Source organism: Pseudonocardia sp. Ae717_Ps2 (assembly GCF_001932475.1).
GTDB lineage: Bacteria > Actinomycetota > Actinomycetes > Mycobacteriales > Pseudonocardiaceae > Pseudonocardia.
In genome coordinates, this window is record NZ_MCIS01000001.1 from 3,794,495 (window position 1) to 3,818,300 (window position 23,806).

The following is a 23,806-nucleotide window of genomic DNA, read 5'->3' on the forward strand; positions in this document are numbered from 1 at the left end:
GTCCCGAGGATCCGGCCCGACGCGCGCCGCGGTTCACCCGGATACCCACCCCGACACGTACCGGTGCCCCGGGCCGGCGCGCGGCACCCACCGTCGGGGTGTCGCACGGCGGCCCGGGGCGCCGGGTGTGGGATCAGGGGATGACGACCGGACCGGTGGTCGGCGCCGGGTCGTCGGCCCAACGGTGCCCGGTCTCGCGCGGGGTGACGCCGTCCTCGGTCCACGCGGCCAGCAGCTGCGCGACCTTGGCGTGCATCACGGTGCGCAGCCGGTCGAAGGAGTTCTGCGGGTCGTCGTCGACCTCGCCGAGCAGCAGCCACCAGGCCCAGGCGACCGCACCGGCGTTCGCGACGAAGTCCGGCAGCACCGGCACCCCGCGCGCGGCGAGCATGGCCTCGGCCTCCGGGGTCGTCGCGGCGTTCGCGGCCTCGACGATCACGCGGGCGCGGACGTCGTAGGAGTTGTCCGGGGTGATCGCGTAGGAGATCGCGGCCGGCACCAGGATGTCGACCTCGGCCGACAGGATCGCGGTGCGCGGGAGCTGCTCGACGCCGGCGGGCAGCCGGGAGCGGTCGATCTCGCCGTAGCCGTCGCGCAGGTCCAGCAGCGTGGGCACGTCGAGCCCGTCCGCGCAGTGCAGGGTGCCCGCGGCGTCGGCCAGCGTGGTGACCTTCATCCCGGCCTCGTGCAGGTAGTAGGCGGCCGCACCGCCCATCGTGCCGACACCCTGGATCGCGACCGTGGTGTCGGCCGGGATCTGGCCCCAGGACACCGCGGAGGCCAGGCAGGCGTGCGCGACGCCGTAGCCGCCGATCACGTCGCCCAGCTCGAACCCGCCGTCGACCTCGGCCTTCAGCCCGGTGCGGACCCGCTCCAGGGTGGCGGCCGGGTCGGCGGCGCGGCTGATCGCGGCGTGGTAGCTCTGGCCGAGGCCGAGCTTCTCGAAGACCTCGTCGATCAGGTGCTGCGGGACGCCGAGGTCCTCCGCGGTCACCCAGTGCGCGTCGATCCAGGGGCGCATGGCCTCGCAGAAGCGCTGCAGCACCTCGACGGCACGCGGGTCCTTCGGGTCGAAGTCGATGCCGCCCTTGGTCCCGCCGATCGGCAGGTCGAAGGTGGCGGTCTTGTTGGCCATGCCGCGTGCGAGGTCCTCGACCTCGGACAACGTACAGCCGGCCCGCATCCGGGTGCCGCCGGTGGCGAGCCCCGCCCGCAGGGTGTGCACGACCAGGTAGCCGACGGCGCCGGTCACGGCGTCGTTCCACTGCAGGCGCATGTAGGGCTCGGGACGGCGGACGACCGGGGCGACGGTGGGCGCCGGGGCGCCGGGGACGTAGGGGGCGGCCGTGGCCGCCGTCTGCGGGGTGCCCCCGGCCGGGTTCTGCATCGTCGTCATGGCGACCCACCTCCTGCTCGTACTGCACCGGTCGTCGCCACCAGGGGCCGTTCCGGTCTCGTCGACATCGCGGACCTCGTCGTCCCCCCGGCGGCAGTCGTTCCCGACCGGTGGCCCCAGGTTGCGGGCGCACCGGGCCCCGCGTCCATTTACGGATCATTCACGCCGCTGTTCACCGTTCCTGCACAGCGCAATAGGCTCGGTCGCATGGAGCTGTCCCTGTCTCGGCTTCGGATGCTGCGTGAGCTGCACCGGCGGGGAACCATCACGGCGGCGGCGACGGCGCTGCACTACACGGCGTCGGCGGTGTCCCAGCAGCTCGCGCAGCTCGAGCGCGACGTCGGGACGCGGCTGTTCGAGCGGAGGGGGCGCCGGGTCCAGCTCACCGACCTCGGTGTCCTGCTGGCCGAGCACGCCGAGGAGATCCTCGCCTCGGTCGAGCGCGCCACCCAGGCGCTGGAGGAGGCGGGCGAGACCGTTGCGGCGAAGCTCACCGCCGGGGTGTGGGCCTCGGTCGCCTCGGGTCTGCTGCCCGACGCGCTGACCGCGCTGGCCCGCACCCACCCCGGTGTCGAGGTCCGCACCCGCGAGCTCGCCCCGGAGGAGACAGCGGCCGCGGTGCGCGACGGCGAGCTCGACCTGTCGTTCGTCATCGACTACTCGAACTACCCGATGACGTGGGACAAGGGCCTGGAGCGGGCGGTCATCGCCGTCGAGCGGGTCTACGCGGCGGTGCCCGCCGGGGCGGTGCCCGCCGCGAGCGTGATGCTGGCGGAGCTGGCCGAGCACCCGTGGATCGTCTCGCCCGCCCGGTCGCACTTCGGGCAGGCGGCCCGCCTGGCCTGTCAGAGCGCGGGCTTCGAGCCGCGGATCGACCACGAGGTCGAGGAGCAGGCCACCGCCATGGCGATGGTCGCGGCCGGGCTCGGTGTCACCCTGGTGACGGACCTGGGCCTGGCGCTGCGCCCGCCGGGGGTCGACATCGTCGCACTCGGCGACGCCCTCACCCGCACGGTGTCGCTGGCCTACCGCACCACCACCGCGCGGCGGGCCGCGGTGCCGCTGGTGATCGAGGCCGTCCGGACCGCGGCGGCGCAGAAGGGGCTCGGCGCCGACGCCCCGATCCCGGTGCAGCCGGAGTCGCTCGGCCTGACCTGACCCCGTTCCGCGGCGGAATCCGCGGGCCGGTCGAACCGTTTCCGCCGGGGTTCCGAAGAACGGTTGTGCTGACCGAGAACCGGACCGAGGGAAACGGGCCCCTGGTCCTTCCGTCGCGTTCCGTGGCGATCCTGGTGGAACTGCTGGCGATCGCTGCGGCGGTGGCGTCGGGGCACCTCGTGGCGGCCCTGGTGGCGCCGGCGTCGTCACCGTTCGTGGCGGTCGGCGACGCGGTCGTGCGGCTCTCGCCGCAGCCGGTGGTGGAGTTCGCCAAGTCCGCGTTCGGGACGGCCGACAAGCCGGTCCTGCTCGCCGGCATCGGTGTGCTGCTGGTGCTGCTCGGCGCACTGGCCGGGCTCGCGGCGCGCCGGCGGGCGGTGGTGGGAACCGCCGCGGTCGCCGTGCTGGGGCTGCTCGCGGTGGCGGCGGTGCTGACCGGGCCGGTGCCGACCGCGACCGACCTGGCCGCGCCGGTCGTCGCGCTGGTGGTGGGTGTGGCGGTGCAGCGGGGGCTGGACGGCCTCGCCCGCCGTCCCGGCACCACCCGCACCGGGGACGGCGGCGCCGGTGACGGTGACGGTGTCCCCCGGCGCACCGTGCTCACCGGGGCGTCGGCGGCGGTCGCCGCCGGGACGCTCGTCGTGGGCGGGACCGGCCTGGCGCTGTCCTCCGCCGGCAGCGGGATCATGGCCTCACGGGCCGCGCTGACCGGCAGGCTGGCCGCGGCGACGCTCGCCGAGACCGCGCCGCCGGTGCCGGCCTCGGCCGCGTTCCCCCAGCTCGGGACCGTTCCGTTCGTCACCCCGAACGCCGACTTCTACCGGATCGACGTCGCCCTGACGATCCCCGCGGTCCGGGCCGAGGACTGGTCGCTGCGGGTGCACGGCCGGGTCGGGCGCGAGCTCGTCCTCACCGTCGACGACCTGCTGCGACGTCCGCTGGTCCAGCGGACGATCACGATGACCTGCGTCTCCAACACCGTGGGCGGGAACCTGGTGTCCACCGCGGACTTCGTCGGCGTCGAGCTGGCCCCGCTGCTGCTGGAGGCCGGCGTCGACCCGGCCGCGGACCAGATCGTCTCCACCAGCCGCGACGGCTGGACCGCGGGCACCCCGACCGCGACCGTGCTGGAGCCCGGCCGCGGCGCGCTGCTCGCACTCGGCATGAACGGCGAGGCGCTGCCGGTCGAGCACGGGTTCCCGGTCCGCATGGTCGTCCCGGGGCTCTACGGCTACGTCTCGGCCACCAAGTGGCTCGCCGACATCGAGCTGACGACCTTCGCCGAGCGCAGCGTCTACTGGCGCGACCGCGGCTGGGCCGAGCGCGCCCCGATCAAGACCCAGTGCCGCATCGACGCCCCGGTCGGGTTCTCCCGGCTGCCGGCGGGGCGCGTGCAGGTCGCCGGGGTCGCGTGGGCGCAGCCGGTCGGGATCACCGCCGTCGAGGTCCGCGCCGACGACGGCCCGTGGGTCCGCGCCGAGCTGGCCACCGAGGTCAACCCGAACACCTGGCGGATGTGGCGGGCCGAGCTCGACCTCTCCCCCGGCAGCCACACGCTCACCGCCCGCGCCACCGACCGCCGCGGGCTCGTCCAGACCGACGTCCGTGTCGACCCGATCCCGGACGGTGCGACGGGGTGGCCCAGCACCATCGTCACCGTCGTCTGAACCGATTCCCGAGCCGTCGAAAAAAGATCCGGAAATCTTCCGGAACACCCGAACCGCCCGGCCCCACGACCCGAACAATCAATCGACAGTCCATGTAGGACAGACAGTTTCCTCGAAAGGGAATCCAGCCATGCGCGCTTCTCGCACCCTCGCCACCGTCGGTCTGCTCGCCACCCTGTCGCTCGGCCTCACCGCCTGTGGCGGCGGCAGCGACACCGCCGCCCCGCCGGCCGCGGCCCCGGCCACCTCCTCGGCACCGGCAACCACCGCCGCCGCCGACGGCGTCACCACCAACGCCGACGTCTTCGGCCCGGCCTGCAGCCAGCTGCCGCAGGGCAACGAGCCCGGCTCGCTCGACTCGATGGGCCCGCAGCCGGTCGCCACCGCCGCGAGCACCAACCCGCTGCTGACCACGCTGGTCACCGCCGTCGGCAAGGTCCCCGGCCTGGCCGACACCCTGAACCAGCAGAAGGGCATCACCGTCTTCGCCCCGGCGAACGACGCCTTCGCCGCGGTGCAGAAGCAGCTCGGCGAGCAGAAGTTCAACGCCCTGCTGGCCGACACCAGTGCCCTGCAGGGGCTGCTCTCCTACCACGTGACCCCCGAGCGCCTGGACGCCGCGGGCATCGTGGAGAAGAAGACCCTCACCGAGCTGGCCGGCGGCGACCTCACCATCGGCGGCACCCCCGAGGCCCCCACCGTCACCGACGGCCAGGGCAACACCGCGAACATCCTCTGCGGCAACATCCCGACCGCGAACGCCACCGTCTTCGTGATCGACAAGGTCCTCATGCCCAAGAGCTGACGACCGCCGCACGACACGACGGGCCCGGGGTGCGAACCCCGGGCCCGCCGTCGTACGAACACCCTGCTGTCACGACGGACGTGGCGCATCGAGATCGAACCGGGACCCGGTGAGCGCACCCTGCGCGTGCGCGCGACCGAGCGGACCGGCACGGTGCAGACGGAACGGGAACACGGCTCGATCCCCGACGGCGTGACCGGCCTGCACACGGTGCCGGTCGCCGCCGTCGGACGGACGGCCCGGTCCCGCGCCGCGCTCCCCCCGCCGAGTCGATCCGGAAGTCGATGCACCCCTCAGACCGCTCCGCCCCGTCGCCCGTCTCCCGTCGCCTGGTGGTCGCGACCCTGGTCGCCGGACTGCTGGCGGGGTTGTTCGCCGTGCTGGTGCCGTTCGCCCCCGTCGACACCCGCACGACGACCGTGTCCTGGCCGCGGGCGGGCGAGCGGCCCACGTCGACGACGGCGGCGTTCCAGCCCGCCGCGCCGGAGGCGGTGCGCGTCGAGGTGCTCTGCCGGGTGCTGCGCGCCGCGCAGGCCCGCTCCGCCGGAACCGGGGTATCGACGACCGTCGTGGGCTCGGAGCGGCCCGGTGCCCCGGGGACCGGGTTCGCCGTGCTCACCGGGGCGGGCGGGGAGCTGCGGGTCCAGGTCGGCGGCCGCGAGCTGCTGCGCGCGCCCGTCCCGTCCGGCGACGCCTGCGGGCTGGTCCTCGACACCGACGAGGCCGGGTCCCGGGTCACCCTCGGCGACGGCGCCCCGCGCGCCTTCCCCGGCGATGTCGTGCGCGCCGTGGCCGCGTTCGGCACCCAGCTCTCCCCCGCCGACGCCGACGGGCTGCGGGTCACCGCGCGGACCGCGGACTGGTTCGCCGCCGCCTCGTCGCCGGCCAAGACGGCGCTGCTCGGGCTGCAGTGGCTCGCCGCCGCCGTCGCCGCCGTGCTGCTGGCCCGTCTGGCCGGTGACCGGTTCCGGCGCCGCCGCGGGACGGCCCGCGTCCGGCGGGCCCGGCTGGCCGCGGTGGGCACCCCGGCCGGGATCGGGCGGGCCGCCGCGGACGTGCTCGTCGTCGCCACGCTGGCGGGGTGGACGGTGCTCGGGCCGCTGTCGACCGACGACGGCTTCACCGAGGCCATCGCGCGCAACGCGACCGGCACGGCGACCGGCGACTTCGGCAACGTCTACCGCTGGGGCAACGCCTCGGAGGCGCCGTACACGCTGGTGATCCGGCTGGTCCGGGCGCTGGCCGAGACCGGTGTGGGGCCGTTGGTGCTGCGTGTGCCGTCGGTGCTCGCCGGGATCGCGGTGTGGCTGCTGCTGTCGCGGGTCGCGCTGCCCGCGGTGCTGGCCCGCCACCACCGACGGGCCTGGGTGCGGGGCACGCTCGGCGTCGCACTGCTGGCGTGGTGGCTGCCGCTGAACCTCGGGGTCCGCCCCGAGCCGTTCGCGGCGCTCGCGACGACCGCGGCGCTGTGCTGTGCGCTGCGCGCCGCCGCCCGGCCCGGGCTCCGCGGCGGGACGTGGACCGCGGCCGCGGCGCTGACCGCGGGGCTGGCGCTGGCGGTGACGCCGTCGGCGGTGACCGTCGCCGGTCCGCTGGTGCTGCTGCTGCCCGCGCTGTGGCGGCGGGTCGTCCGCCACCGCGGCGGGGGGATCGCCGTCGGGGTGGCGGCGACCGTCGCCGCGGCCGGGATCGCCGCGGCGGGGCTCACGCCGGTGTTCACCGGGCAGAGTCTGTACACGGTCGCGCGGGCCACGCAGATGCACCAGTTCTACGGTCCGGCCACACCGTGGTTCCAGGAGCTGCGCCGATGGGACTACCTGCTCGGATTCGGCACCGAGCAGGGCGGCCTCGGCCGCCGGGTGCCGGTGCTGCTCGCCATCGCCCTGCTGGTCGCGGCGCTGCCGCTGGTCGCCCGCGGCGCGCACCGGTGGGGTCCCGGTCTGCGGTGGGCCCCGGTGCCGCTGGTCGGGCTCGCACTCGGGTTCGTGCTGCTCACCCCGGCACCGTCGAAGTGGACCCACTACTTCGGGACGCTCGCCGGGGTCGGGGCGCTCGCCGCCGCGGCGGGGGTGGTGCTGGTGGTGGCCGCGGCCCGGCGGCCCGGCGACCCGACCGTGCGCGGCGCGGCCGCCGCCGGGACCGTGGCGGCGGCCGTACTCGCCGCGCTGGCCTTCAGCGGGCGCAACGAGTGGTTCCTGTGGTCCGGCTGGGGTGTGCCGCGCGCCGACGGCCCGTTCACGCCGCTGGACTCGCCGCTGGTGTGGGCGCTGGTGGCGCTGGCGGTGCTGGTCGTGTCGGCCGCCGCGGTCCACCGGGCGGGCCGACGAGCAGGTCTGCTGGCAGGTCGACGGGCGGATCACGGACGGCACCGGACCGGGCGGGACTGCGTGGCCCGGGCCGCGGCGGCGCTGCCCGCCGGGGTGGTCGTGGTGGCCCTGCTCACCGGGGTGTCGGTGGTGGTGGCGTCGTTCGTCGTCGCCCCGGTGCGCCAGGGCGGGGGCTACAGCGTCGGCGGACAGCTGTGGAGCGAGCTGACCGGCCGCGACACCTGCGGGATCCTCGACCACGTCACGGTCGGGGTCGACGGGGGCGCGCTGCCCGCCGCGGGCGGCGCCGACACGCTCACCGGGTTCACCGAGGGCCGTGGCTGGGTCGACGCCCCGCCGCGCGGCGGGCTCGCCTGGGGCAGCCTCGACGGCGGAGCGGGCACCACCGGCGAGCTCCGGACCCGCTGGTTCGCCGTCACACCGGGGCCACCGGACCGGGTGCTGTCGGTCGACGTCGCCGGGCGGACCGGGCAGGGCAACACCCTGGAGCTGGAGTACGCCCGCGCCGGTTCGCCGGGCCCGGACGGCCGGGTGTCGTTGGACGACACCGCGACCGGCGCCCGCGGCACCTACCCCGCCGAGCGGGTGCAGGAGGCCGTGCCGCTGGACCGGTCGGGCTGGCGCACCGTGCGGGTGCCCGTCTCCGCGTTCCCGGCGGACGTCGACCGGGTGCGGCTGCACGCCGTCGACACCACCGTCGGGCCGGGCGGCTGGGTGGCCGCCGCCGCCCCGCGGGTGGTCACCTCGGCGCCGGTGGTGCCGATGCTGCGCGACGCCGACGGGCCGGTCTACGTGGACTGGTCGATCCTCTGGGCGGCGCCCTGTCTGCGCGACCTGCCCGCCGTCCGGGCCGGTCTGGTGCAGACCCCGCGCTACCTGGTCCTGGGTCCGTCGTCGCTGGGGTTCGCCGTGGACGTGTCCTTCGCCGACGTCGCCGGGGGCAGCTTCGCGGCGATGCGCCGCACCACCACCGAGCAGGTCGTCGCGACCCGGATCGACACTGCCGACGTCCCGGGCCAGGCCGACTGGGGTGCGGTCGTCCGGATCGACACCGACCTCGCCGTCGACGCCTACGACGTCAGCTCGGTCCCGGTGCGCCGTTGGGGCTGGGAGGGCGACCGGAGTCCGATCGGGTACCCCGCCCTCCCGGTGCCCTGACCCCCGTGGGTCGGGGATGTGTCCGGACACATCCCGCCGCAGGTCCATCCGGTGGACGGCTCCTTGCTCCGGACCGGGTATCGCGATCGAATCATGCGGTGATGCGCACCCTGCTCGAGCCGTTCTGGCCCGGTCGGCGCATCGTCGCGTTCGACGAGCTGTGTCGGTGGGCCGCGTAGCGACCCCCGGGTCGCCGCGTGGCCGCCCCGTGCATCGCGCGCGGGTACGACGCCCGCGTCACCGACCACCACTCCGGAGGACCCCGTGTCCGTCACCGACGAACTGCTCGAGAACAACGCCCGCTACGCCGAGAGCTTCTCCGGCCCGCTGCCGCTGCCGCCGGCACGCAAGATCGCCGTCGTCGCCTGCATGGACGCCCAGCTCGACGTCTACCGCATCCTCGGCCTGGCCGAGGGCGACGCCCACGTCATCCGCAATGCGGGCGGCGTCGTCACCGACGACGAGATCCGCTCCCTGACGATCAGCCAGCGGCTGCTGGGGACCGAGGAGATCATCCTCATCCACCACACCGACTGCGGGATGCTGACCTTCACCGACGACGCGTTCAAGGCCTCGATCCGCGACGAGACCGGCATCAAGCCGCAGTGGGCCGCCGAGGCGTTCGACGACCTCGACGAGGACGTCCGCCAGTCGCTCGCCCGGATCCGGACCAACCCGTTCATCCCGCACACCGACGCCGTCCGCGGCTTCGTGTTCGACGTCGCGACCGGGCGGCTGAACGAGGTGAAGTAGGCCCGCCGCACCGCCCGTGCGGTCGTCGCACCCGTCGCGGCGGGTGCGACGACCGCGGCCCGGGTGCGACCGTCGGCGAACCGCCACCGGGGCCGCGGGGGTCAGGACGGCAGCAGCACCAGCACCGCCGCCCCCGGTGCGCCGGCCTCGCCCAGCAGGTAGGCCGTGCGCTCGACACCGCCCAGGCGTACCCGGGGCCGCCCGAACGCGCCGACCCCGCGGCACTCCCACAGCGGGGCCCGCTCCGGGGCCTCGGCGTGCAGGACGTCGCGGACCCCGCGGGTGCCCGGGGCGGCCGGGTCGAGGTCGGAGGCCATCCGGAACCTGCGGTGCAGTGCGGTGAGCAGCTCGTCGGGGTCGGGGCCGATCCGGGCACGGGCCGCGGGGTCGGCGGCCAGCTGCCACAGCACGTGCCGGCGTCCCGGGTGCCCGTCGGCCGGGCGGCCGATCGCGGCCTCCCAGGCGTCGTTCACCGCGACGACGCCGAGCTGGGCGTCGAGCAGCGCCGCCGGGTCACCGGGCCAGCTCGTGAGCACCGGCAGCAGCTCCTCGGGCGCCGTCGCCGCCGGGGCCGCGCCGTCGCGGGACAGCCGGACCAGGTGTGCGACCCCGGGGGCGTCGATGCCGAGCACCCCGCCGACGGCGGCGAGCACCTCGTCCGAGGCGGTCACCCGGCCCTGTTCGAGCCACGTGTACCAGGTGAGACCGACCCCGGCGAGCGCCGCGACCTCCTCGCGGCGCAGCCCCGGCGTGCGGCGCCGGCCGCGGTCGGGCAGACCGACCGCGGCCGGCGCGACGCGCTCACGGTAGGAGCGCAGGCAGGCGCCGAGTTCCCGGCGGCGGTCGGTCGTCGTCGTGGGCCGCACACGCGCCGACGCCGATCCTGTCACCACGGGTACCCCCATCGGTTCGCTCCTGGTCCGGTCCCGGCCGCCGGCGGACGGTGGACCCCATGATCGGTATCGGTGTCAACCTCGCGGCCGGGCTCGATGATCCCCCACCCGCGAACCTGGTCGAGGAGATCGTGGCGCGGGCGCGGGTGGTGGCCGCCGCCGGGCTGCGCACGGTGTGGCTGCCCCAGGGGTACGGGGCCGACACGCTCACCCTGTACGCCGCCGTCGCCCGCGAGGTCCCCGACGTCGAGCTGGGCGCGTCGGTCGTCGTGGTGCAGCCGCGGCACCCGCGGGTGCTGGCCGCGCAGGCGCTGACCGTGCAGGCGGCGTCCGGTGGGCGGCTCACGCTCGGTCTCGGGGTGAGCCACCCGGGATTGCTGGAGGTGTACGGCATGCCGTTCACGCGGCCGGTGGCCGCGCTGACCGACCACCTCGACGTGCTCGCCCCGCTGCTGCGCGGCGAACGGGTCCCCGGCTCGTCCGGTCCCGGGTCGGACCCGGCGGACACGGCGGTGCCCGGCGCCACGCCCGAGGTCCCGCTGCTGCTCGGTGCGCTGGGCCCGCGGATGCTGCGGCTGGCGGGTGAGCGGACCACGGGCACCATCACCTTCCTCACCGGGCCGCGGACGATCTCCGAGCACGTCCGGCCGCTGCTCGACGCGGCGGCCGCCGGACGGCCGTCGCCGCGGGTGGTCGTCGGGGTGCCGGTGTCGGCGACGACCGCACCGGACCGGGTGCGGGCAGCGGCCGCGGTCGACTACGCGGACTACGCCCGGCTGCCGTCCTACGCCGGGGTGCTGGAACGGGAGGGGCTGGGCTCCCCGGGCGGGCTCGTCGTCGCCGGGGACGAGGACACGATCGCGGCCGGGATCGCCCGCTACGCCGACGCCGGCGCCACCGACCTGCTGGTCAGCCCGCTGGGCGACGCCGCCGAGCGGGCCCGCACCGTGGCCGTACTCGGCCGGATCGCGCGGTCCTGAGCAGTACCGCGCCCGGGCGGTGGCCGTACGCCGGCTGCCCGGTGGCACCGTGGCGCGCGCTCCCTCGCCCGCCGAGATGCGGCCCAGCGGGCGCACGGGGTCACTCCGCGCCCCTTGAGCTGCATCTCGGCGTCGTCCCGGGTCCGCCGGGACGCGACGGGCGTGCCGCGTCCCGGCGGACGGGGATCAGGCGACGCGCGGTCGGCGGCGCAGCGCCGTGCGGGCCGCCGCGAGCTGCTGGGCCACCTCGGCGGTGATCAGCTCGGCGTGCAGGGCGTCGTTGACGGGGTCGCCGCCGCCACGCAGCGCGCGGTGGCGCCGCACGAGGGCGTCGAGCCCGTCGAGCAGCTGGGTACCCGGATCGGTGGTGGGCAGGGTCGGAACGCTCATGGGATGTCTCCTGGTGACGTGGCTGTCGGGGTCGATCGGTCGGGTCGATCGGCCGCGACGACACAGCGTCGAGGAGATCCGCACGTAGTCGATGTGACGCCGCCGGGACAGGACGGTGCGGGTCACGACACCACCCCCGCCCGTCTACCGGCGATCGCAGCGAGCAGCTCTGCGGTGTACTCGTCCTGCGGGTCGTCGAACAGCTCCGCGGTGGGCCGCAGCTCGCGGAGCCGTCCGTCGCGCAGGACGCCGGTACGGTGCGCGACCCGCCGCACCACGGCGAGGTCGTGCGAGATGAACAGGTAGGACAGGCCGTCGCGCTGCTGCAGCTCGGCGAGCAGCTCCAGCACCTGGGCCTGCACCGAGACGTCGAGCGCGGACACCGGCTCGTCGGCGACGACGAGGTCCGGCGAGAGCGCGAGCGCGCGGGCGATCGCGACCCGCTGGCGCTGTCCCCCGGACAGCTCCTCGGGCCGCCGGTCGAGCACCCCGGCCGGCAGCGCGACCCGGTCGACGAGCTCCGCGGCCCGGTCGGCCTGCTCGGCGGCCGACCCGACGGAGAACGCCCGCAGCGGCTCGGTGACGATCTCGCGGACGGCGAACCGGGGGTCCAACGAGGCGTAGGGGTTCTGGTAGATCAGCTGGGCGCGGCGGCGCAGCTGACGCCACGCCTCGCCGCGGACGCGGGTGACGTCCTCGCCGTCGAGGAGCACCTGCCCGGAGGTGGGGTCCTCCAGGCGCAGTAGCAGCCGCGCCGTCGTCGACTTGCCCGAGCCGGACTCCCCGACCAGCGCGACGGTCTCGCCGCGGGCGATCGTGAACGACACCCCGTCCACGGCGCGGTGGGTGCGCCGCGTCCAGGACCCTCGCGCCCGCGGCAGCGGGAACTCCTTGACCAGGTCGCGGACCTCGGCGACCGGGGTCCCCGCCGTGTCGACGGGCGGCAGCACCGGCGGGGCGGTGATCGCGAGACCGGGGGCGGCGGCGAGCAGCTCCCGGGTGTAGGGGTCCTGCGCCCCGGCGAGCAGCTCGGCCGGGGTGCCCTGCTCGACGACCCGACCGTGCCGCATCACGACGATCCGGTCGGCCCGGTCGGTGGCGACGGCGAGGTCGTGGGTGATCAGCAGCAGCGCGGTGCCCCGCTCGCGGCGCAGCGCGTCGAGGTGGTCGAGGATCCGGCGGGCGACGGTCGCGTCCAACGCGCTGGTCGGCTCGTCGGCGACGACCAGCGAGGGTCCGGCGGCGAGGGCGATCGCGATGAGCACCCGCTGGCGCATCCCGCCGGACAGCTGGTGGGGGTACTGCCCGGCGCGGGTCCCCGGATCGTCGAGACCGGCCGCGGCCAGCAGCTCGACGGCGCGGGCCGCGGCCGTGCGGCGGTCGGCGAGCCCGTGGGCGCGCAGGCCCTCGGCGACCTGCACACCGACCTTCTGCACGGGGTTCAGCGCGACGCCCGGGTCCTGCGGGATGAACCCGATCCGGGCTCCGCGCACCGACCGGTAGGCGCGCTCGGACAGCCCGGTGAGGACGGTGCCGTCGAGTGCGACCGTGCCCGCGGTGACCGACCCTGCGGCGGGCAGCAGCCCGAGCACCGCGGAGGCCAGGGTGGTCTTGCCCGACCCGGACTCCCCGACGACGGCGACGACCTCCCCGGGCGCGACGGTCAGGTCGACGCCGCGCACGGCGTGCACCGTCCCGCCACCGGCGGCGTAGGCGACCTCCAGACCCGTCACCTCCAGCAGGGCGCTCATGCCGACCGCCTCCACTCGCCGTCCAGGGCCCGGGCGATCCGGTTGACCGACAGCACGGTCGCGGCGATGACGAGGCCCGGCATCGCGCACACCCACCAGGCGACGGCCAGGTAGTTCCGGCCGTCGGCGACCAGCGAGCCCCACTCCGAGGCCGGTGGCGGGGCGCCGTAGCCGAGGAAGCTCAGCGCGGACACCGCGAGGATCGCCAGCCCGAACTCCAGCACGGCGAGCACGGCGACCGGTCCGGCCGCGTTGGGCAGGACGTGGCGCCACGGCGAGACGTACCAGCGGGTGCCGACGGCGCGGGCGGCCTCGACGTAGAGGGCGCGGCGCACCCGCAGGGTCTCGGCACGCATCACCCGGGCGAAGCTCCCGACGCTCGCCACGCCGACCGCGATCGCCACCTTCACCGTGCCGAAGCCGAGCGCGGTGATGAGCGCGAGCGACAGCAGGATCGCCGGGATGGCGAGCAGCACGTCGACGCCGCGCATGAGGACCTCGTCGACCCAGCCACCGGCGAACCCGGCGACCAGCCCGATCAGCCCGCCCGCGAGGAGCGCGACGGCGACCGCGATCACCGTGGCCTGCAGCGACAGCGAGGCGCCGTGCACGACGCGGGTCCACACGTCGCGGCCGAGGTGGTCGGTGCCGAACCAGTGGCCCGGTCCGGGCGGGGACAGCCGGCGTGCGGTGTCGCCGACGGCGGGGTCGCCGGGGGCGAGCAGCGACGGCACGAACGCCGCGGTCAGCACCAGCAGCACGATCGCCGCGGCGAGCACGAGCCCGGGCCGGGCCCGCAGGAGGCGGCCGAGCCGGGCCGCCGGGCGGCGCGGGGCCGGAACCGGCTCCGCGCCGGGCGCGGGAGCCGGGGTGGCCAGGTCGCGGTCGAGCAGGGTCATCGGGAGCTCCCGGAGGCGACGGCGACCCGCGGGTCGAGCAGCGGGTAGGCCAGGTCGACGAGCAGGTTGACCACGACGAACGCGAGTGCCGCGAACAACACGATGCCCTGGACGACGGGGATGTCCTGCGCCCCGACCGAGGCGACGGTGAGCCGGCCCAGGCCGGGTCGGGTGAACACCGTCTCGACGACGACGGACCCGGCGAGCACGTTGCCGACGACGTAGCCGAGGACGGTGAGGGCGGGGATCGCGGCGTTGCCCAGCGCGTGGCGCAGGTGCACCGCGGCCTCGCCGACGCCCTTGGCGCGGGCGGTGGTGACGTAGGGCGAGTCCAGTGCCTGGCCGAGGCTCTTGGCCAGCACCTGGGCGACGAGCGCGCCGGTCGGGAGCCCGAGGGTGACCGCGGGCAGCACCAGCGACTCCGGACCGCGGTCGCCGACCGACGGCAGCCAGCCGAGGGAGAACGAGAACAGCTGCACCAGCATCAGCCCGACCCAGAACACCGGCAGCGACACCGCCAGCGACGGCAGCGACGCCAGCACCTGCCGCAGCCACGGCGACCGGACCCAGGTCGCCGCGACGGCGACCGCGGTGCCCGCGACGACCGCCACGACCAGCCCGGCCGCGGCGATCTGCAGGGTCGGCGGGAGCGCCTCGGCGACGGCGGTCCGCACGTCCTGCCCGCTGACGAAGGAGGTCCCGAGGTCGCCGTGCAGCGCGGCCCACAGCTTGGTCACGTACTGCACCGGCAGCGGCTGGTCCAGGCCGTAGCGGGCGCGCAGGGCGGCGAGCTCGGCCGGGGAGACCGGCTCGCCGTCCGACGCCGACGCCATGGTCGCGACCGGGTCACCGGGCAGCAGGTACAGCACGACGAAGCTGACCGTCCACGCCGCCCACAGCACGACGGCGGCGAGCCCGAGGCGGCGCAGCAGGTAGGGAAGGGTCATCGCGCGTCGGACTTCCAGGCGTCGTGGAGCTGGATGCGCGAGGACGCGTCGAACGCGACCCCGTGCGCGTCCGGGCCGACGCCGAGCACCGTGGTGAGCTCGACGACGGGCGCGGTGTCGAAGCGCTGCGCGAGCAGCGCCTGCGCCTGCCCGACGAGTGCCGCGCGCCGCGCGGGGTCCACCGTCGCGGCCTGGGCCAGCAGCGGTGCCTGCAGCGGCCCGTCGGGCAACCGGTACCGGTTGACTCCGTCGGTGCCGTAGGTCGACCGCAGGATGTCCGGGTCGGCCCGGGTCAGGTTGCCCCACGCGGCGACGAAGTCACCGCCGTCGAGGACGGCCTGGGTCTCGGCGATCTGGACCTCGCGCAGCGCCACGTCGATCCCGATCCGGCGCAGCTGCTGCTGGATCAGCTCCAGCGCGGGCTTGGTCGTGCCGATGTTCTGCGCGAAGGTCAGCGGCACGGTCAGCCGCTGCCCGCCCTTGGCGCGGATGCCGTCCGGACCGGGCACCCAGCCGGCGCGGTCGAGGGCGGCGGTCGCGGCGGCCGGGTCGTAGCCGACGAGCGCGGACTGGTCGGCGTAGGACGGCGTCGTCGACGACAGCGGGCTCGTCGCCGCGCGGGTCTGGCTCGGGTACACCGCGGCGACGACCTCGTTGCGGTCGATGCCCCGGCTCACCGCCTCCCGGACGGCGGCGTCGGCACCCAGCGGCGTGCCCTGGTTGAACGTGATCCCGAACGGCAGGCCGGGGTTCGGCCGGGCCGGGAGCTGCACGCCCGCCGCGGTGAGCGGGGCCTCGTCCTGCTGGCCGACGCTGGCGATCGCGTCGACCTCGCCGGACTGCACGCTGCCCGCCCGCACCCCGGACTCGGGGACGACGCGGAACTCGGCCCGGTCGAGCCAGGCCTCGCCGGGGTGGGTGAACAGCTGCGAGCCCCAGTCGTAGCCGGCCCGCTTGGCGAGCACGGTGACGTCGTTCTTGGCGTAGCGCTCGAGGGTGAACGGCCCGGAGCCGACGACGCCCGCGCAGCGCTCGTCGTCGGAGCGGGCGGCGCTGGCCGGGGAGAGCAGGCCGAGGCTGTGGGTGGAGGTGCCCTGCAGGAACTGCACGTTGGGCCGGGAGAACCGGACGGTGAACTCGGTCGGGCTCGCGACGTCGGTGCCGACGTACCCGGCCAGGTAGCCCTTGGGCAGGCTGCCGCGGGCGCCGAGCGAGCCGACCCGGTCGAAGTTGGCCTTGACCGCGGCCGCGTCGACCGGGGCGCCGTCGGAGAAGGTCGCGCCCTGGCGCAGCGTGAAGGTCCAGGCGGTGGCGTCGGCGTTCGACGACCAGCGGGTCGCCAGCCACGGCACGATCGCCCCGGTGGACGGGTCCTGGTCGGTGAGCGAGTCGACGATCTGGCGCAGCGAGTAGATCGAGTCGTTGCTCTGCACCTGCTGCGGGTCGGCGCAGCCCTGGTCCGAGGACACCGCGAACACCAGGGTGCCGCCGGGACGGGGCGGCCCGGCATCGTCACCGGCGCCACCGGCGCCCGATCCGCAGGCCGTGAGGACCAGCGCGGTGGCGGCGAGCAGCACCGCGCAGCGGCCGGCGGTCACGCCCCGCCCGGACCCGAACCGGCGGCTCACGCCGTCACAGCCGGGGTGTGGCGCTCGCCGAACCGCGACGGGTGCGCGAGACCGAGGTTCTCCCGCAGCGTCGCGCCCGGGGTGTAGTCGGTCCGGAACACCCCGCGCTCCTGCAGGATCGGCACCACCCGGTCGACGATCTCGTCGAGGCCGGACGGGCTGACGTGGGAGCCGAGGATGAACCCGTCGGAGGCGTCGTTCTGGACGTAGCGGTCGATCTCGTCGGCCACGTGCTCGGGGGTCCCGACGAACACGGCGCGGTCGAACACGTGCTTGACCGTCTCGCGCAGCGAGTACCCGTGGGCATCGGCGAGCTCGCGCCAGGCGGCGACCGTGGCGTGCGCGTCCTGGGTCAGCGGGGCCCGGCCCTCGATCCACTTCGGGGCCTCGGGGGTGGGCTCGACGTCGGGCAGCGGCCCGTCCGGGTCGTAGCCGGACAGGTCGCGGTTCCAGACCATCTCGGCCAGCACGATCGAGGTCCACGGGTCGACCTGCTGGTCGTGGATGTACTCGTGACGCTCGCGGGCCTCGGCGTCGGTGTCGCCGAGCACGACGCCGGCGCTGGGCAGGATCCGCACCTCGTCGGGGTCGCGGCCGGCCTTGCGGACCCGGGCCTTGACGTCGTCGTAGAAGGCGCGGGCCTCGTCGAACTTCTGGTACCGGGAGAAGATCGCGTCGGCGGACGCGGCGGCGAAGTCGCGACCGGCCGGGGACTCGCCGGCCTGCAGCACGACGGGGTGGCCCTGCGGGCTGCGCGGGGTGGTGAAGCGCCCGGCGATGTCGAACTGGTTGCCCGAGACCGCGAAGTCGCCGACGTGGCCGTCGCGCAGGAAGGTGCCCGACGCGGGGTCGGCGACGACGGCGTCGGAACCCCAGGAGTCCCAGAGCGCCCGGACCGCGGCGAGGGTCTCCCCGGCACGCTCGTAGCGCTGGTGGTGGCCGAGGTAGGCGCCGCGGCGGAAGTTCTCGCCGGTGGGGGCGTCGGAGCTGGTGACGACGTTCCACGCCGCGCGCCCGCCGGAGAGGATGTCCAGCGTCGCGAACCTGCGGGCCAGCTCGTAGGGCTCGTTGAAGGTGGAGTTGATCGTCCCGGCCAGACCGATGTGCTCGGTGACCGCGGCCAGCGCGGCGAGCACGGTGAAGGTGTCCGGGCGTCCGACGACGTCCTGGTCGAAGATCTCCCCGCCGCGGGTGCGCAGCCGCAGGCCCTCGGCGAGGAAGAGCAGGTCGAGGCGCCCGCGCTCGGCGGTGCGCGCCCAGTGCTCGAACGACTCCCAGGCGATGTGGCTGCCCGAGGCCGGGTCGCTCCAGACGGTGTCGTGGTTGACGCCCGGGAAGTAGGCGCCGAGCACGATCTGCTTCCTGTTGCTCATGCGGTGGCTCCGGAGAAGGTCGGGACGACGGCGGACCCGGCCCCGGCGGCGTAGCGGCTGGCGGGCCTGGGCAGCCCGAAGCGCTCGCGCAGGGTGGTCTCGCCGTAGGCGGTGCGGAACGCGCCGCGGGACTGCAGCTCGGGGACCAGGCCGTCGACGACGGCGTCGAGGTCGGTCGGCAGGACGGCCGGGCGCAGCCGGTAACCGTCGAGCCCGGCGCGGCGCCAGGACAGCAGGGTGTCGGCGAGCCCGGCGGGGGTGGTGGCGAGGATCGCGGCGTCGGAGGAGAGCGGGTCGAGTGCGTCGAGCCGGGCGAGCCGCTCGCGGGCGGCGCGCTGGGTGTCGGCGAGCACCACGACCACGTCGCCGAGGATGCGCAGCGGCGGTGCGGTGCGGCCCGCCGCGGCCTCGGCGGAGCGGACCTGGGCGACGATGCGGGCGGCGTCGTCGGCGTCGTGCGGGGTGGTGGCCACGACGTCGCCGACCCGGGCGGCGAGCAACGCCGGCTCGTAGCCGTGGGCCAGTGACAGGACCAGCGGCTGGCCCTGCGGCGGACGCGGCACGATCGAGGGGCCGGCGACGCCGAAGTGCTCCCCGGCGAAGTCGACCCGGTGCAGCTTGTCGCGGTCGACGAAGCGCCCGGTGAGCGCGTCGCGGATCTCGGCGTCGTCCTCCCAGGAGTCCCACAGCCGGCGCACGACCTCGACGACGTCGGCGGCCTCCCCGAACAGCTCGGCGACCAGCGCGCGGCCGGCCGGGGTGTCGAGGTCGGCGCGGCGCAGCCCGGGGACGGTGCGGCGCCCGAAGTGGGCGGCCTCGTCGGCGCGGACCGAGGTCTGCACCCGCCAGCCGGCACGGCCGTGGCTGTCGTGGTCGAGGGTGGCCAGCGCGGACGCGACGTGGAACGGCTCGGTGTGGGTGGTGGTGACGGTCGGGACCAGCCCGATCCGCGACGTCAGCGGGGCGAGGAAGGCGGCGACCAGCGAGGCGTCGAGGCGTCCCTGGACCCGGTCGGTGCGGCGCTGTGCCCCGTGGAGGTGGTCCCCGGACTGCAGGCCGAACCCGTCCTCGATCGTGAGCAGGTCGAGCAGCCCGCGCTCGGCGGTGCGGGCGAGGTCGGCCCAGTAGCGCGCGGTGAACAGCTCGCCGGGCCGGGCGCCGGGCTCGCGCCAGGCGGCGGGGTGCCAGCCGGCGCCGTCGAGCGCGACGGCCAGGTGCAGCGGCCGGTCTGAGGTGTCCGTTGTGGACATGAGGGCATCGCTTCCTCGTCGCACGGGGCGCGACGGAACGGGTGGGACGTCACGGGGGGGCGGACGCCACCGCCGACGGGGCGCCGGCGGGCGACGCGCAGCGCGGGACGGGGCGGTGTCAGGCCCGACAGGTCGCGCCGGCCACCCGCATCAGGTCGACGTGGCGCCGGTACCGAGGGTGGTGCGCGCCGCGCACCTGCTCCGCGATCGACCGCATGATCTCCTCCATCGAACCCGGCTGGAGCACCCGCACCCGCTGCTGCGGGGGGTTGCTGCGGCGTCGTCGAGCCGGGTCTCTCGGCCGCTCCGGATGGTGTGCACCCCGACTGTAGGGAGCCCGTGCCCGATGGTGTCAACCCGCGGAGCCGGCCCAGTGATGCCCGCCGCACCGAAGCTCCCGACCGGCGGAATCGGGACGCCTAACCGGCTCGACCTGTCCGGACAAGCCGGTCGCTTTCCTGGGGGGTGGACACCAGGTTGTCCGGAGAGGTGACCACGACGCACCCTGGTCGGGTGACGACGAGCCGACGGAGGCCCTCGCGCCCCCACCGGTTCGCAGGGGGTGCGACCGAGCCCTCCCCCCACCAGCCGGCCCGAGCCGCACGGCGCGCGGTGCCAGTGCGTCCGACCGGCCTCGAGCCGTTCTGGCCGAGCCGGCGCGCCCCCGCCTACAGCGAGCTCTGTCGCTGACCGAGCCGTACCGGTCCCCGCTCTTCCGCGGACGGTAACGCCACACGTCCGGCGTCCGACGCATCCGCCGGAACAGGGATCGCCCGCCGGACACCGGTCCGGCCCGCCACCCGTCCCGCATCCCGGCACGCCGTCCCGGCCGGCCGGACCCGGCGCGCCGTGGTCGTCCCGACCGCCCGCCGCCCACCACGGAAGGACCCCGTCCCGCGATGTCCCCGCACGTCCTGCGCCCCGGCTCCCGGGTGCGCACCGCCGCCGTCCTGCTCGCGCTGCTGACCGCGCTCGGACTCATGGCCGGCTGCTCCCGCGCCGCCGAGAGCACCACCGCCGCAGGTGCCACCTCCCCCGCCGCCGAGGTCCGCGTCGGCTACTTCCCGAACATCACCCACGCCCCCGCGCTGGTCGGGGTGAAGCAGGGCCTGTTCGCCAAGGAGCTGGGCAGCACGAAGCTCACCACCCAGACCTTCAACGCCGGCCCGGACCAGGTCAACGCCCTGCTCGGCGGCTCGATCGACGTCGCGTTCATCGGCTCCGGCCCGGCGATCAACGCCTTCACCAAGTCGAACGGCGAGGCGGTGCGTCTGGTCGCCGGCTCCACCTCGGCCGGGGCCCAGCTGGTGACCAGCCCGGACATCACCTCGCCCGAGCAGCTCAAGGGCAAGATCATCGCGACGCCGCAGCTGGGCAACACCCAGGACATCGCCTTCAAGACCTGGCTCAAGGAGAACAACCTCCCGATCGGGGACGGCCCGGACGCGGTGACCGTCCAGAACATCGACAACCCGCAGACCCTCGACCTGTTCAAGCAGGGCAAGCTCGCCGGCGGGTGGCTGCCCGAGCCGTGGAGCTCGCGCCTGGTCGACGCCGGCGCGAAGGTGCTGGTCGACGAGAAGGCCCTGTGGCCGGACGGGAAGTTCCCGACCACCGTCGTCATCGCCCGGACCGAGTTCCTGCAGCAGCACCCCCAGACCGTCGAGGCGATCCTGCGCGGCGAGCAGGCCGCCATCTCCTTCATCCGCAGCGACCCGGCGCAGGCCAAGACCGTGTCCAACGCCGCGATCGGCGAGATCACCGGCAAGCCCCTGGCCGCGAACATCCTCGACCGCGCCTTCACCGAGCTGTCCTTCGACACCGACCCGCTCGCCTCGACCTTCCCGCAGCTGGCGAAGGACTCCGTCACCGCCGGCATCGCGCAGAGCGAGGCGAACCTGACCGGTTTCCTCGACCCGACCGCGATCGACGCGGTCCGCACCAGCTCCGGGGAGGCCGCCGTGGACCCGGCCGGTCTCGCCGCCGCGAACTGACCATCCCGACCGACGAGGGGAACCACCGATGACCGTCGACCTCACCACCCGGCGCCCCCCGGCCCGCGACACGGCCGTGGAGCTGTCGGGGGTCGCCAAGACCTTCGGCACCGGCCCCGGGGCGGTGACCGCGCTCAACGGGATCGACCTGCGGGTCGGCGACGGCGAGTTCGTCTGCGTGCTCGGTGCCTCCGGCTGCGGCAAGTCGACGCTGCTCAACCTGCTCGCCGGGCTCGACGAGCCGACCGCGGGCGAGGTCGCGGTGGGGTCCGCCCGACCGTCGTTCATGTTCCAGGAGGCCGCGCTCATGCCGTGGCTGACCGCGCTGCGCAACGTCGAGCTGCCGCTCAAGCTCGCCGGGCACGGCCGGGCGGCCCGGCGTGAGCGGGCCGAGGAGCTGCTCACCCTGGTCCGGCTGGAGGGCGTGGGCGGGAAGCGGCCGCACGAGCTGTCCGGTGGCATGCGCCAGCGCGTGTCGCTGGCCCGGGCGCTCGCCGCCGCGACCGGACTCGGCGACGAGCCCGGCACCGGCGGGCTGCTGCTGATGGACGAGCCGTTCGCCGCACTCGACGCGATCACCCGAGACGTGCTGCAGGGCGAGCTCCTGCGGGTCTGGCGGGCCACCGGCACGACGATCGTGTTCGTCACCCACGACGTGCGCGAGGCGGTCCGGCTGGCCGAGCGGGTCGTGCTGCTGTCCTCGCGTCCCGGCACCGTGGTCCGCGAATGGTCGGTGCCCGCCGACGGACACGACGCCGAGGCCCAGGCCGAGCTGCACGACGACATCACCGGACGACTGCGGCAGGTGATCACCAGCCATGCCGCGTGAGGACTCCTCGATGACGGTCGTCGACAACGACCGGGACTCCGCCGCCGCGGTCGCCGGGCTCGACGCCCTCGACACCCCGGTCGAGCGCACCACCCCGTGGTGGCAGCGGTTCCTGCGGACCTGGCTGCCACCGCTGGTCGCGCTCGCCCTGATCGTCCTGGTCTGGCAGATCGTCTGGGCCTCGGCGATCACGCCGGAGTACAAGCTGCCCGCACCGGGCGCGGTGGCCGAGGCGTTCGGCGCGACGGTCGCCAGCGGCGAGATCTGGTCGATCCTGTGGACCTCGATCAGCCGGGCCGCGCTCGGCTTCCTGCTCGCCCTGGTGATCGCCACCCCGCTCGGCGTCCTGGTCGCCAAGGTGCCGGTGATCCGGTCGGCGATCGGCCCGCTGCTCACCGGCCTGCAGTCGCTGCCGTCGGTGGCCTGGGTGCCGGCCGCGGTGCTCTGGTTCGGGCTGACCAACACCACGATCTTCTTCGTGGTGCTGCTCGGCTCGGTCCCCTCGATCGCCAACGGCCTGGTGGCGGGGATCGACCAGGTGCCGCCGATCCTGCCGCGAGCGGGCCAGGTGCTGGGCGCCACCGGCTACCAGATGGCCCGCTACGTGCTGCTCCCCGCGGCGCTGCCCGGCTACCTCGCGGGCTGCAAGCAGGGCTGGGCGTTCTCCTGGCGCTCGCTGATGGCCGCGGAGATCATCGCCGCCGGCCCGGCGCTGGGGGTCGGGCTCGGCGCCTACCTGAAGAACGGCGCCGACGTGAACGACATCGTCCAGGTGTTCGCCGCGATCCTGCTGATCCTCATCGTCGGCATCGGGGTGGAGCTGCTGGTCTTCCGCCCCCTGGAGCGACGGGTGCTGCGGGCCCGGGGGCTCGCCCTCACCGTCTGACCCGCCGGTACCCGAGCGGGCCGTCCGGACGTACCCCGTACGGACGGCCCGCTCGTGCCGTGTGCTGCCCAGGTGTCCGGACGGGCGATCAGAACCGTTCCCACCAGCCGAAACGCCGTGACCCCAATCCCAACTCCAGGGGTTGGGTTTCGGACGCGGGCCGGTTACCGTCACCGTATGTCCGTTCCGGTTCCGCTGACCACGCGCGCGCACATCGACCTCGCACGCGTCGCGTCGGCGCTCTGTCGGTCCTGACACCGCTCCCGCCGCGCCGCGCCGCCGACCGCACCGCCCGGCCGACCGCGGCACCCGACGGTGACCGCGACCGCACCACCGGCGAACCACGACCGCGGTGCCGGCCCGGCACCCGGCCCACCGGAACGGTTCCCGCCGGGGTCCACCTCGTTCCGGGGCGGTGCGGCGGTTCCCCACAGCGCCGCCGCACCGGCCCCACCGAGGCACCGGACCGCCCGGCAGCACTGACCCCACCGGCCGACGCGAGGGCACCGGTCCCGCCGTACCGCCCGACGCGTCGAGCCACGGCGTGCCGGCACCGCCGGCGCCCCACCCGCACCCGACCCGCCCGGCGACGGCCCACCCGCACCACACCGCCACGTCCGTCCGGCACCGACCTCCGCACCGGACCTCCGCGTCCGGCATCCGCATCCGGCATCCGCACCGCCCGAGCCGCACCGGCGACCCGGGCCGGCCGGGCATGCCCT

General features: G+C 75.5%; 20 protein-coding genes and 1 riboswitch. Of the genes, 10 read left to right on the forward strand and 10 right to left on the reverse strand.

What is annotated here, in order from left to right; genetic code table 11:
• Positions 1-133: 133 nt before the first annotated feature.
• Positions 134-1,276, reverse strand: a complete 1,143-nt coding sequence (locus tag Ae717Ps2_RS17360) for a Glu/Leu/Phe/Val dehydrogenase dimerization domain-containing protein (protein WP_075334305.1) — start codon at positions 1,274-1,276, stop codon at positions 134-136.
• A 327-nt stretch (positions 1,277-1,603) separates the two neighbouring features.
• Here Ae717Ps2_RS17360 and Ae717Ps2_RS17365 point away from each other — a divergent pair, with 327 nt between their 5' ends.
• The 5 genes from Ae717Ps2_RS17365 (at position 1,604) to Ae717Ps2_RS17385 (ending at position 9,264) form a co-directional block, all read left to right on the forward strand.
• Positions 1,604-2,554, forward strand: a complete 951-nt coding sequence (locus Ae717Ps2_RS17365) for a LysR family transcriptional regulator (protein WP_075307351.1) — start codon at positions 1,604-1,606, stop codon at positions 2,552-2,554.
• Positions 2,555-2,676: 122 nt separating this feature from the next.
• Entirely contained in the window at positions 2,677-4,221 is a 1,545-nt protein-coding gene (locus Ae717Ps2_RS17370; protein WP_233147602.1) for a molybdopterin-dependent oxidoreductase, read from the forward strand.
• Positions 4,222-4,351: 130 nt separating this feature from the next.
• The gene (locus Ae717Ps2_RS17375; protein WP_075307353.1) at positions 4,352-5,026 is read left to right on the forward strand and encodes a fasciclin domain-containing protein; all 675 of its coding nucleotides are present in this window, start codon (positions 4,352-4,354) and stop codon (positions 5,024-5,026) included.
• 332 nt (positions 5,027-5,358) lie between these two features.
• Complete coding sequence (locus tag Ae717Ps2_RS40070) at positions 5,359-8,511, forward strand: arabinosyltransferase domain-containing protein (RefSeq protein ID WP_158071508.1); 3,153 nt, start codon at positions 5,359-5,361, stop codon at positions 8,509-8,511.
• Positions 8,512-8,775: 264 nt separating this feature from the next.
• Positions 8,776-9,264 (forward strand): carbonic anhydrase, encoded by a 489-nt coding sequence (locus tag Ae717Ps2_RS17385; protein ID WP_075333612.1) that lies wholly within the window; start codon positions 8,776-8,778, stop codon positions 9,262-9,264.
• Between the two features lie 101 nt (positions 9,265-9,365).
• Here Ae717Ps2_RS17385 and Ae717Ps2_RS17390 read toward each other — a convergent pair whose 3' ends face one another.
• A complete protein-coding gene (locus tag Ae717Ps2_RS17390; protein WP_083695752.1) occupies positions 9,366-10,169 on the reverse strand; it encodes a helix-turn-helix domain-containing protein in 804 nt (267 codons plus the stop codon).
• Between the two features lie 47 nt (positions 10,170-10,216).
• Here Ae717Ps2_RS17390 and Ae717Ps2_RS17395 point away from each other — a divergent pair, with 47 nt between their 5' ends.
• Positions 10,217-11,137: a TIGR03564 family F420-dependent LLM class oxidoreductase gene (locus tag Ae717Ps2_RS17395; RefSeq protein WP_043276436.1), complete on the forward strand. Its 921-nt coding sequence runs from the start codon at positions 10,217-10,219 to the stop codon at positions 11,135-11,137.
• 186 nt (positions 11,138-11,323) lie between these two features.
• On the opposite strand, the gene Ae717Ps2_RS36180 is transcribed toward Ae717Ps2_RS17395, so the two are convergent.
• The 8 genes from Ae717Ps2_RS36180 to Ae717Ps2_RS40405 form a co-directional block, all read right to left on the reverse strand.
• Entirely contained in the window at positions 11,324-11,527 is a 204-nt protein-coding gene (locus tag Ae717Ps2_RS36180) for a hypothetical protein (protein ID WP_020622181.1), read from the reverse strand.
• A gap of 122 nt (positions 11,528-11,649) precedes the next feature.
• Positions 11,650-13,278 carry an ABC transporter ATP-binding protein gene (locus Ae717Ps2_RS17405; protein ID WP_075334307.1) on the reverse strand — a complete coding sequence of 543 codons (1,629 nt, stop codon included), beginning with the start codon at positions 13,276-13,278 and terminating at the stop codon, positions 11,650-11,652.
• A complete protein-coding gene (locus Ae717Ps2_RS17410; protein WP_075333614.1) occupies positions 13,275-14,177 on the reverse strand; it encodes an ABC transporter permease in 903 nt (300 codons plus the stop codon). Before Ae717Ps2_RS17410 ends, Ae717Ps2_RS17405 begins: the two co-directional genes overlap by 4 nt.
• Positions 14,174-15,124, reverse strand: coding sequence for an ABC transporter permease (locus Ae717Ps2_RS17415; RefSeq protein WP_075307361.1), 951 nt, complete (start codon positions 15,122-15,124; stop codon positions 14,174-14,176). Before Ae717Ps2_RS17415 ends, Ae717Ps2_RS17410 begins: the two co-directional genes overlap by 4 nt.
• Positions 15,121-16,752 (reverse strand): ABC transporter substrate-binding protein, encoded by a 1,632-nt coding sequence (locus Ae717Ps2_RS17420; RefSeq protein ID WP_233147603.1) that lies wholly within the window; start codon positions 16,750-16,752, stop codon positions 15,121-15,123. Before Ae717Ps2_RS17420 ends, Ae717Ps2_RS17415 begins: the two co-directional genes overlap by 4 nt.
• Complete coding sequence (locus Ae717Ps2_RS17425) at positions 16,749-18,125, reverse strand: NtaA/DmoA family FMN-dependent monooxygenase (protein ID WP_075307363.1); 1,377 nt, start codon at positions 18,123-18,125, stop codon at positions 16,749-16,751. The genes Ae717Ps2_RS17420 and Ae717Ps2_RS17425 overlap by 4 nt, the downstream gene beginning before the upstream one ends.
• Entirely contained in the window at positions 18,122-19,375 is a 1,254-nt protein-coding gene (locus Ae717Ps2_RS17430; RefSeq protein WP_075333615.1) for an LLM class flavin-dependent oxidoreductase, read from the reverse strand. The genes Ae717Ps2_RS17425 and Ae717Ps2_RS17430 overlap by 4 nt, the downstream gene beginning before the upstream one ends.
• A gap of 118 nt (positions 19,376-19,493) precedes the next feature.
• On the reverse strand, positions 19,494-19,592 hold the full coding sequence (locus Ae717Ps2_RS40405) for a putative leader peptide (protein ID WP_337819522.1): 99 nt from the start codon (positions 19,590-19,592) through the stop codon (positions 19,494-19,496).
• Positions 19,593-19,597: 5 nt separating this feature from the next.
• A riboswitch (SAM riboswitch) is annotated at positions 19,598-19,692 on the reverse strand.
• Positions 19,693-20,274: 582 nt separating this feature from the next.
• On the opposite strand from Ae717Ps2_RS40405, the gene Ae717Ps2_RS17435 reads away from it, so the two are divergent.
• The 4 genes from Ae717Ps2_RS17435 (at position 20,275) to Ae717Ps2_RS40410 (ending at position 23,339) form a co-directional block, all read left to right on the forward strand.
• Positions 20,275-21,369 carry an ABC transporter substrate-binding protein gene (locus tag Ae717Ps2_RS17435; protein WP_075307367.1) on the forward strand — a complete coding sequence of 365 codons (1,095 nt, stop codon included), beginning with the start codon at positions 20,275-20,277 and terminating at the stop codon, positions 21,367-21,369.
• Between the two features lie 28 nt (positions 21,370-21,397).
• Positions 21,398-22,198, forward strand: coding sequence for an ABC transporter ATP-binding protein (locus tag Ae717Ps2_RS17440; RefSeq protein ID WP_075307369.1), 801 nt, complete (start codon positions 21,398-21,400; stop codon positions 22,196-22,198).
• Positions 22,199-22,208: 10 nt separating this feature from the next.
• On the forward strand, positions 22,209-23,084 hold the full coding sequence (locus Ae717Ps2_RS17445; protein ID WP_233147604.1) for an ABC transporter permease: 876 nt from the start codon (positions 22,209-22,211) through the stop codon (positions 23,082-23,084).
• 177 nt (positions 23,085-23,261) lie between these two features.
• Positions 23,262-23,339: a putative leader peptide gene (locus tag Ae717Ps2_RS40410; RefSeq protein ID WP_369804876.1), complete on the forward strand. Its 78-nt coding sequence runs from the start codon at positions 23,262-23,264 to the stop codon at positions 23,337-23,339.
• The last annotated feature ends 467 nt before the right edge of the window (positions 23,340-23,806 follow it).

Coding starts and splice junctions, on each gene's coding strand:
- Ae717Ps2_RS17395 (WP_043276436.1), top strand. CDS start 10,217: ATGATCGGTATCGGTGTCAACCTCGCGGCCGGGCTCGATGATCCCCCA.
- Ae717Ps2_RS17445 (WP_233147604.1), top strand. CDS start 22,209: ATGACGGTCGTCGACAACGACCGGGACTCCGCCGCCGCGGTCGCCGGG.
- Ae717Ps2_RS40410 (WP_369804876.1), top strand. CDS start 23,262: ATGTCCGTTCCGGTTCCGCTGACCACGCGCGCGCACATCGACCTCGCA.
- Ae717Ps2_RS17365 (WP_075307351.1), top strand. CDS start 1,604: ATGGAGCTGTCCCTGTCTCGGCTTCGGATGCTGCGTGAGCTGCACCGG.
- Ae717Ps2_RS17410 (WP_075333614.1), bottom strand. CDS start 14,177: ATGACCCTGCTCGACCGCGACCTGGCCACCCCGGCTCCCGCGCCCGGC.
- Ae717Ps2_RS17405 (WP_075334307.1), bottom strand. CDS start 13,278: ATGAGCGCCCTGCTGGAGGTGACGGGTCTGGAGGTCGCCTACGCCGCC.
- Ae717Ps2_RS17440 (WP_075307369.1), top strand. CDS start 21,398: ATGACCGTCGACCTCACCACCCGGCGCCCCCCGGCCCGCGACACGGCC.
- Ae717Ps2_RS36180 (WP_020622181.1), bottom strand. CDS start 11,527: ATGAGCGTTCCGACCCTGCCCACCACCGATCCGGGTACCCAGCTGCTC.
- Ae717Ps2_RS17425 (WP_075307363.1), bottom strand. CDS start 18,125: ATGAGCAACAGGAAGCAGATCGTGCTCGGCGCCTACTTCCCGGGCGTC.
- Ae717Ps2_RS17390 (WP_083695752.1), bottom strand. CDS start 10,169: ATGGGGGTACCCGTGGTGACAGGATCGGCGTCGGCGCGTGTGCGGCCC.
- Ae717Ps2_RS17415 (WP_075307361.1), bottom strand. CDS start 15,124: ATGACCCTTCCCTACCTGCTGCGCCGCCTCGGGCTCGCCGCCGTCGTG.
- Ae717Ps2_RS17360 (WP_075334305.1), bottom strand. CDS start 1,276: ATGCGCCTGCAGTGGAACGACGCCGTGACCGGCGCCGTCGGCTACCTG.
- Ae717Ps2_RS40405 (WP_337819522.1), bottom strand. CDS start 19,592: ATGCGGTCGATCGCGGAGCAGGTGCGCGGCGCGCACCACCCTCGGTAC.
- Ae717Ps2_RS17430 (WP_075333615.1), bottom strand. CDS start 19,375: ATGTCCACAACGGACACCTCAGACCGGCCGCTGCACCTGGCCGTCGCG.
- Ae717Ps2_RS17435 (WP_075307367.1), top strand. CDS start 20,275: ATGTCCCCGCACGTCCTGCGCCCCGGCTCCCGGGTGCGCACCGCCGCC.
- Ae717Ps2_RS17375 (WP_075307353.1), top strand. CDS start 4,352: ATGCGCGCTTCTCGCACCCTCGCCACCGTCGGTCTGCTCGCCACCCTG.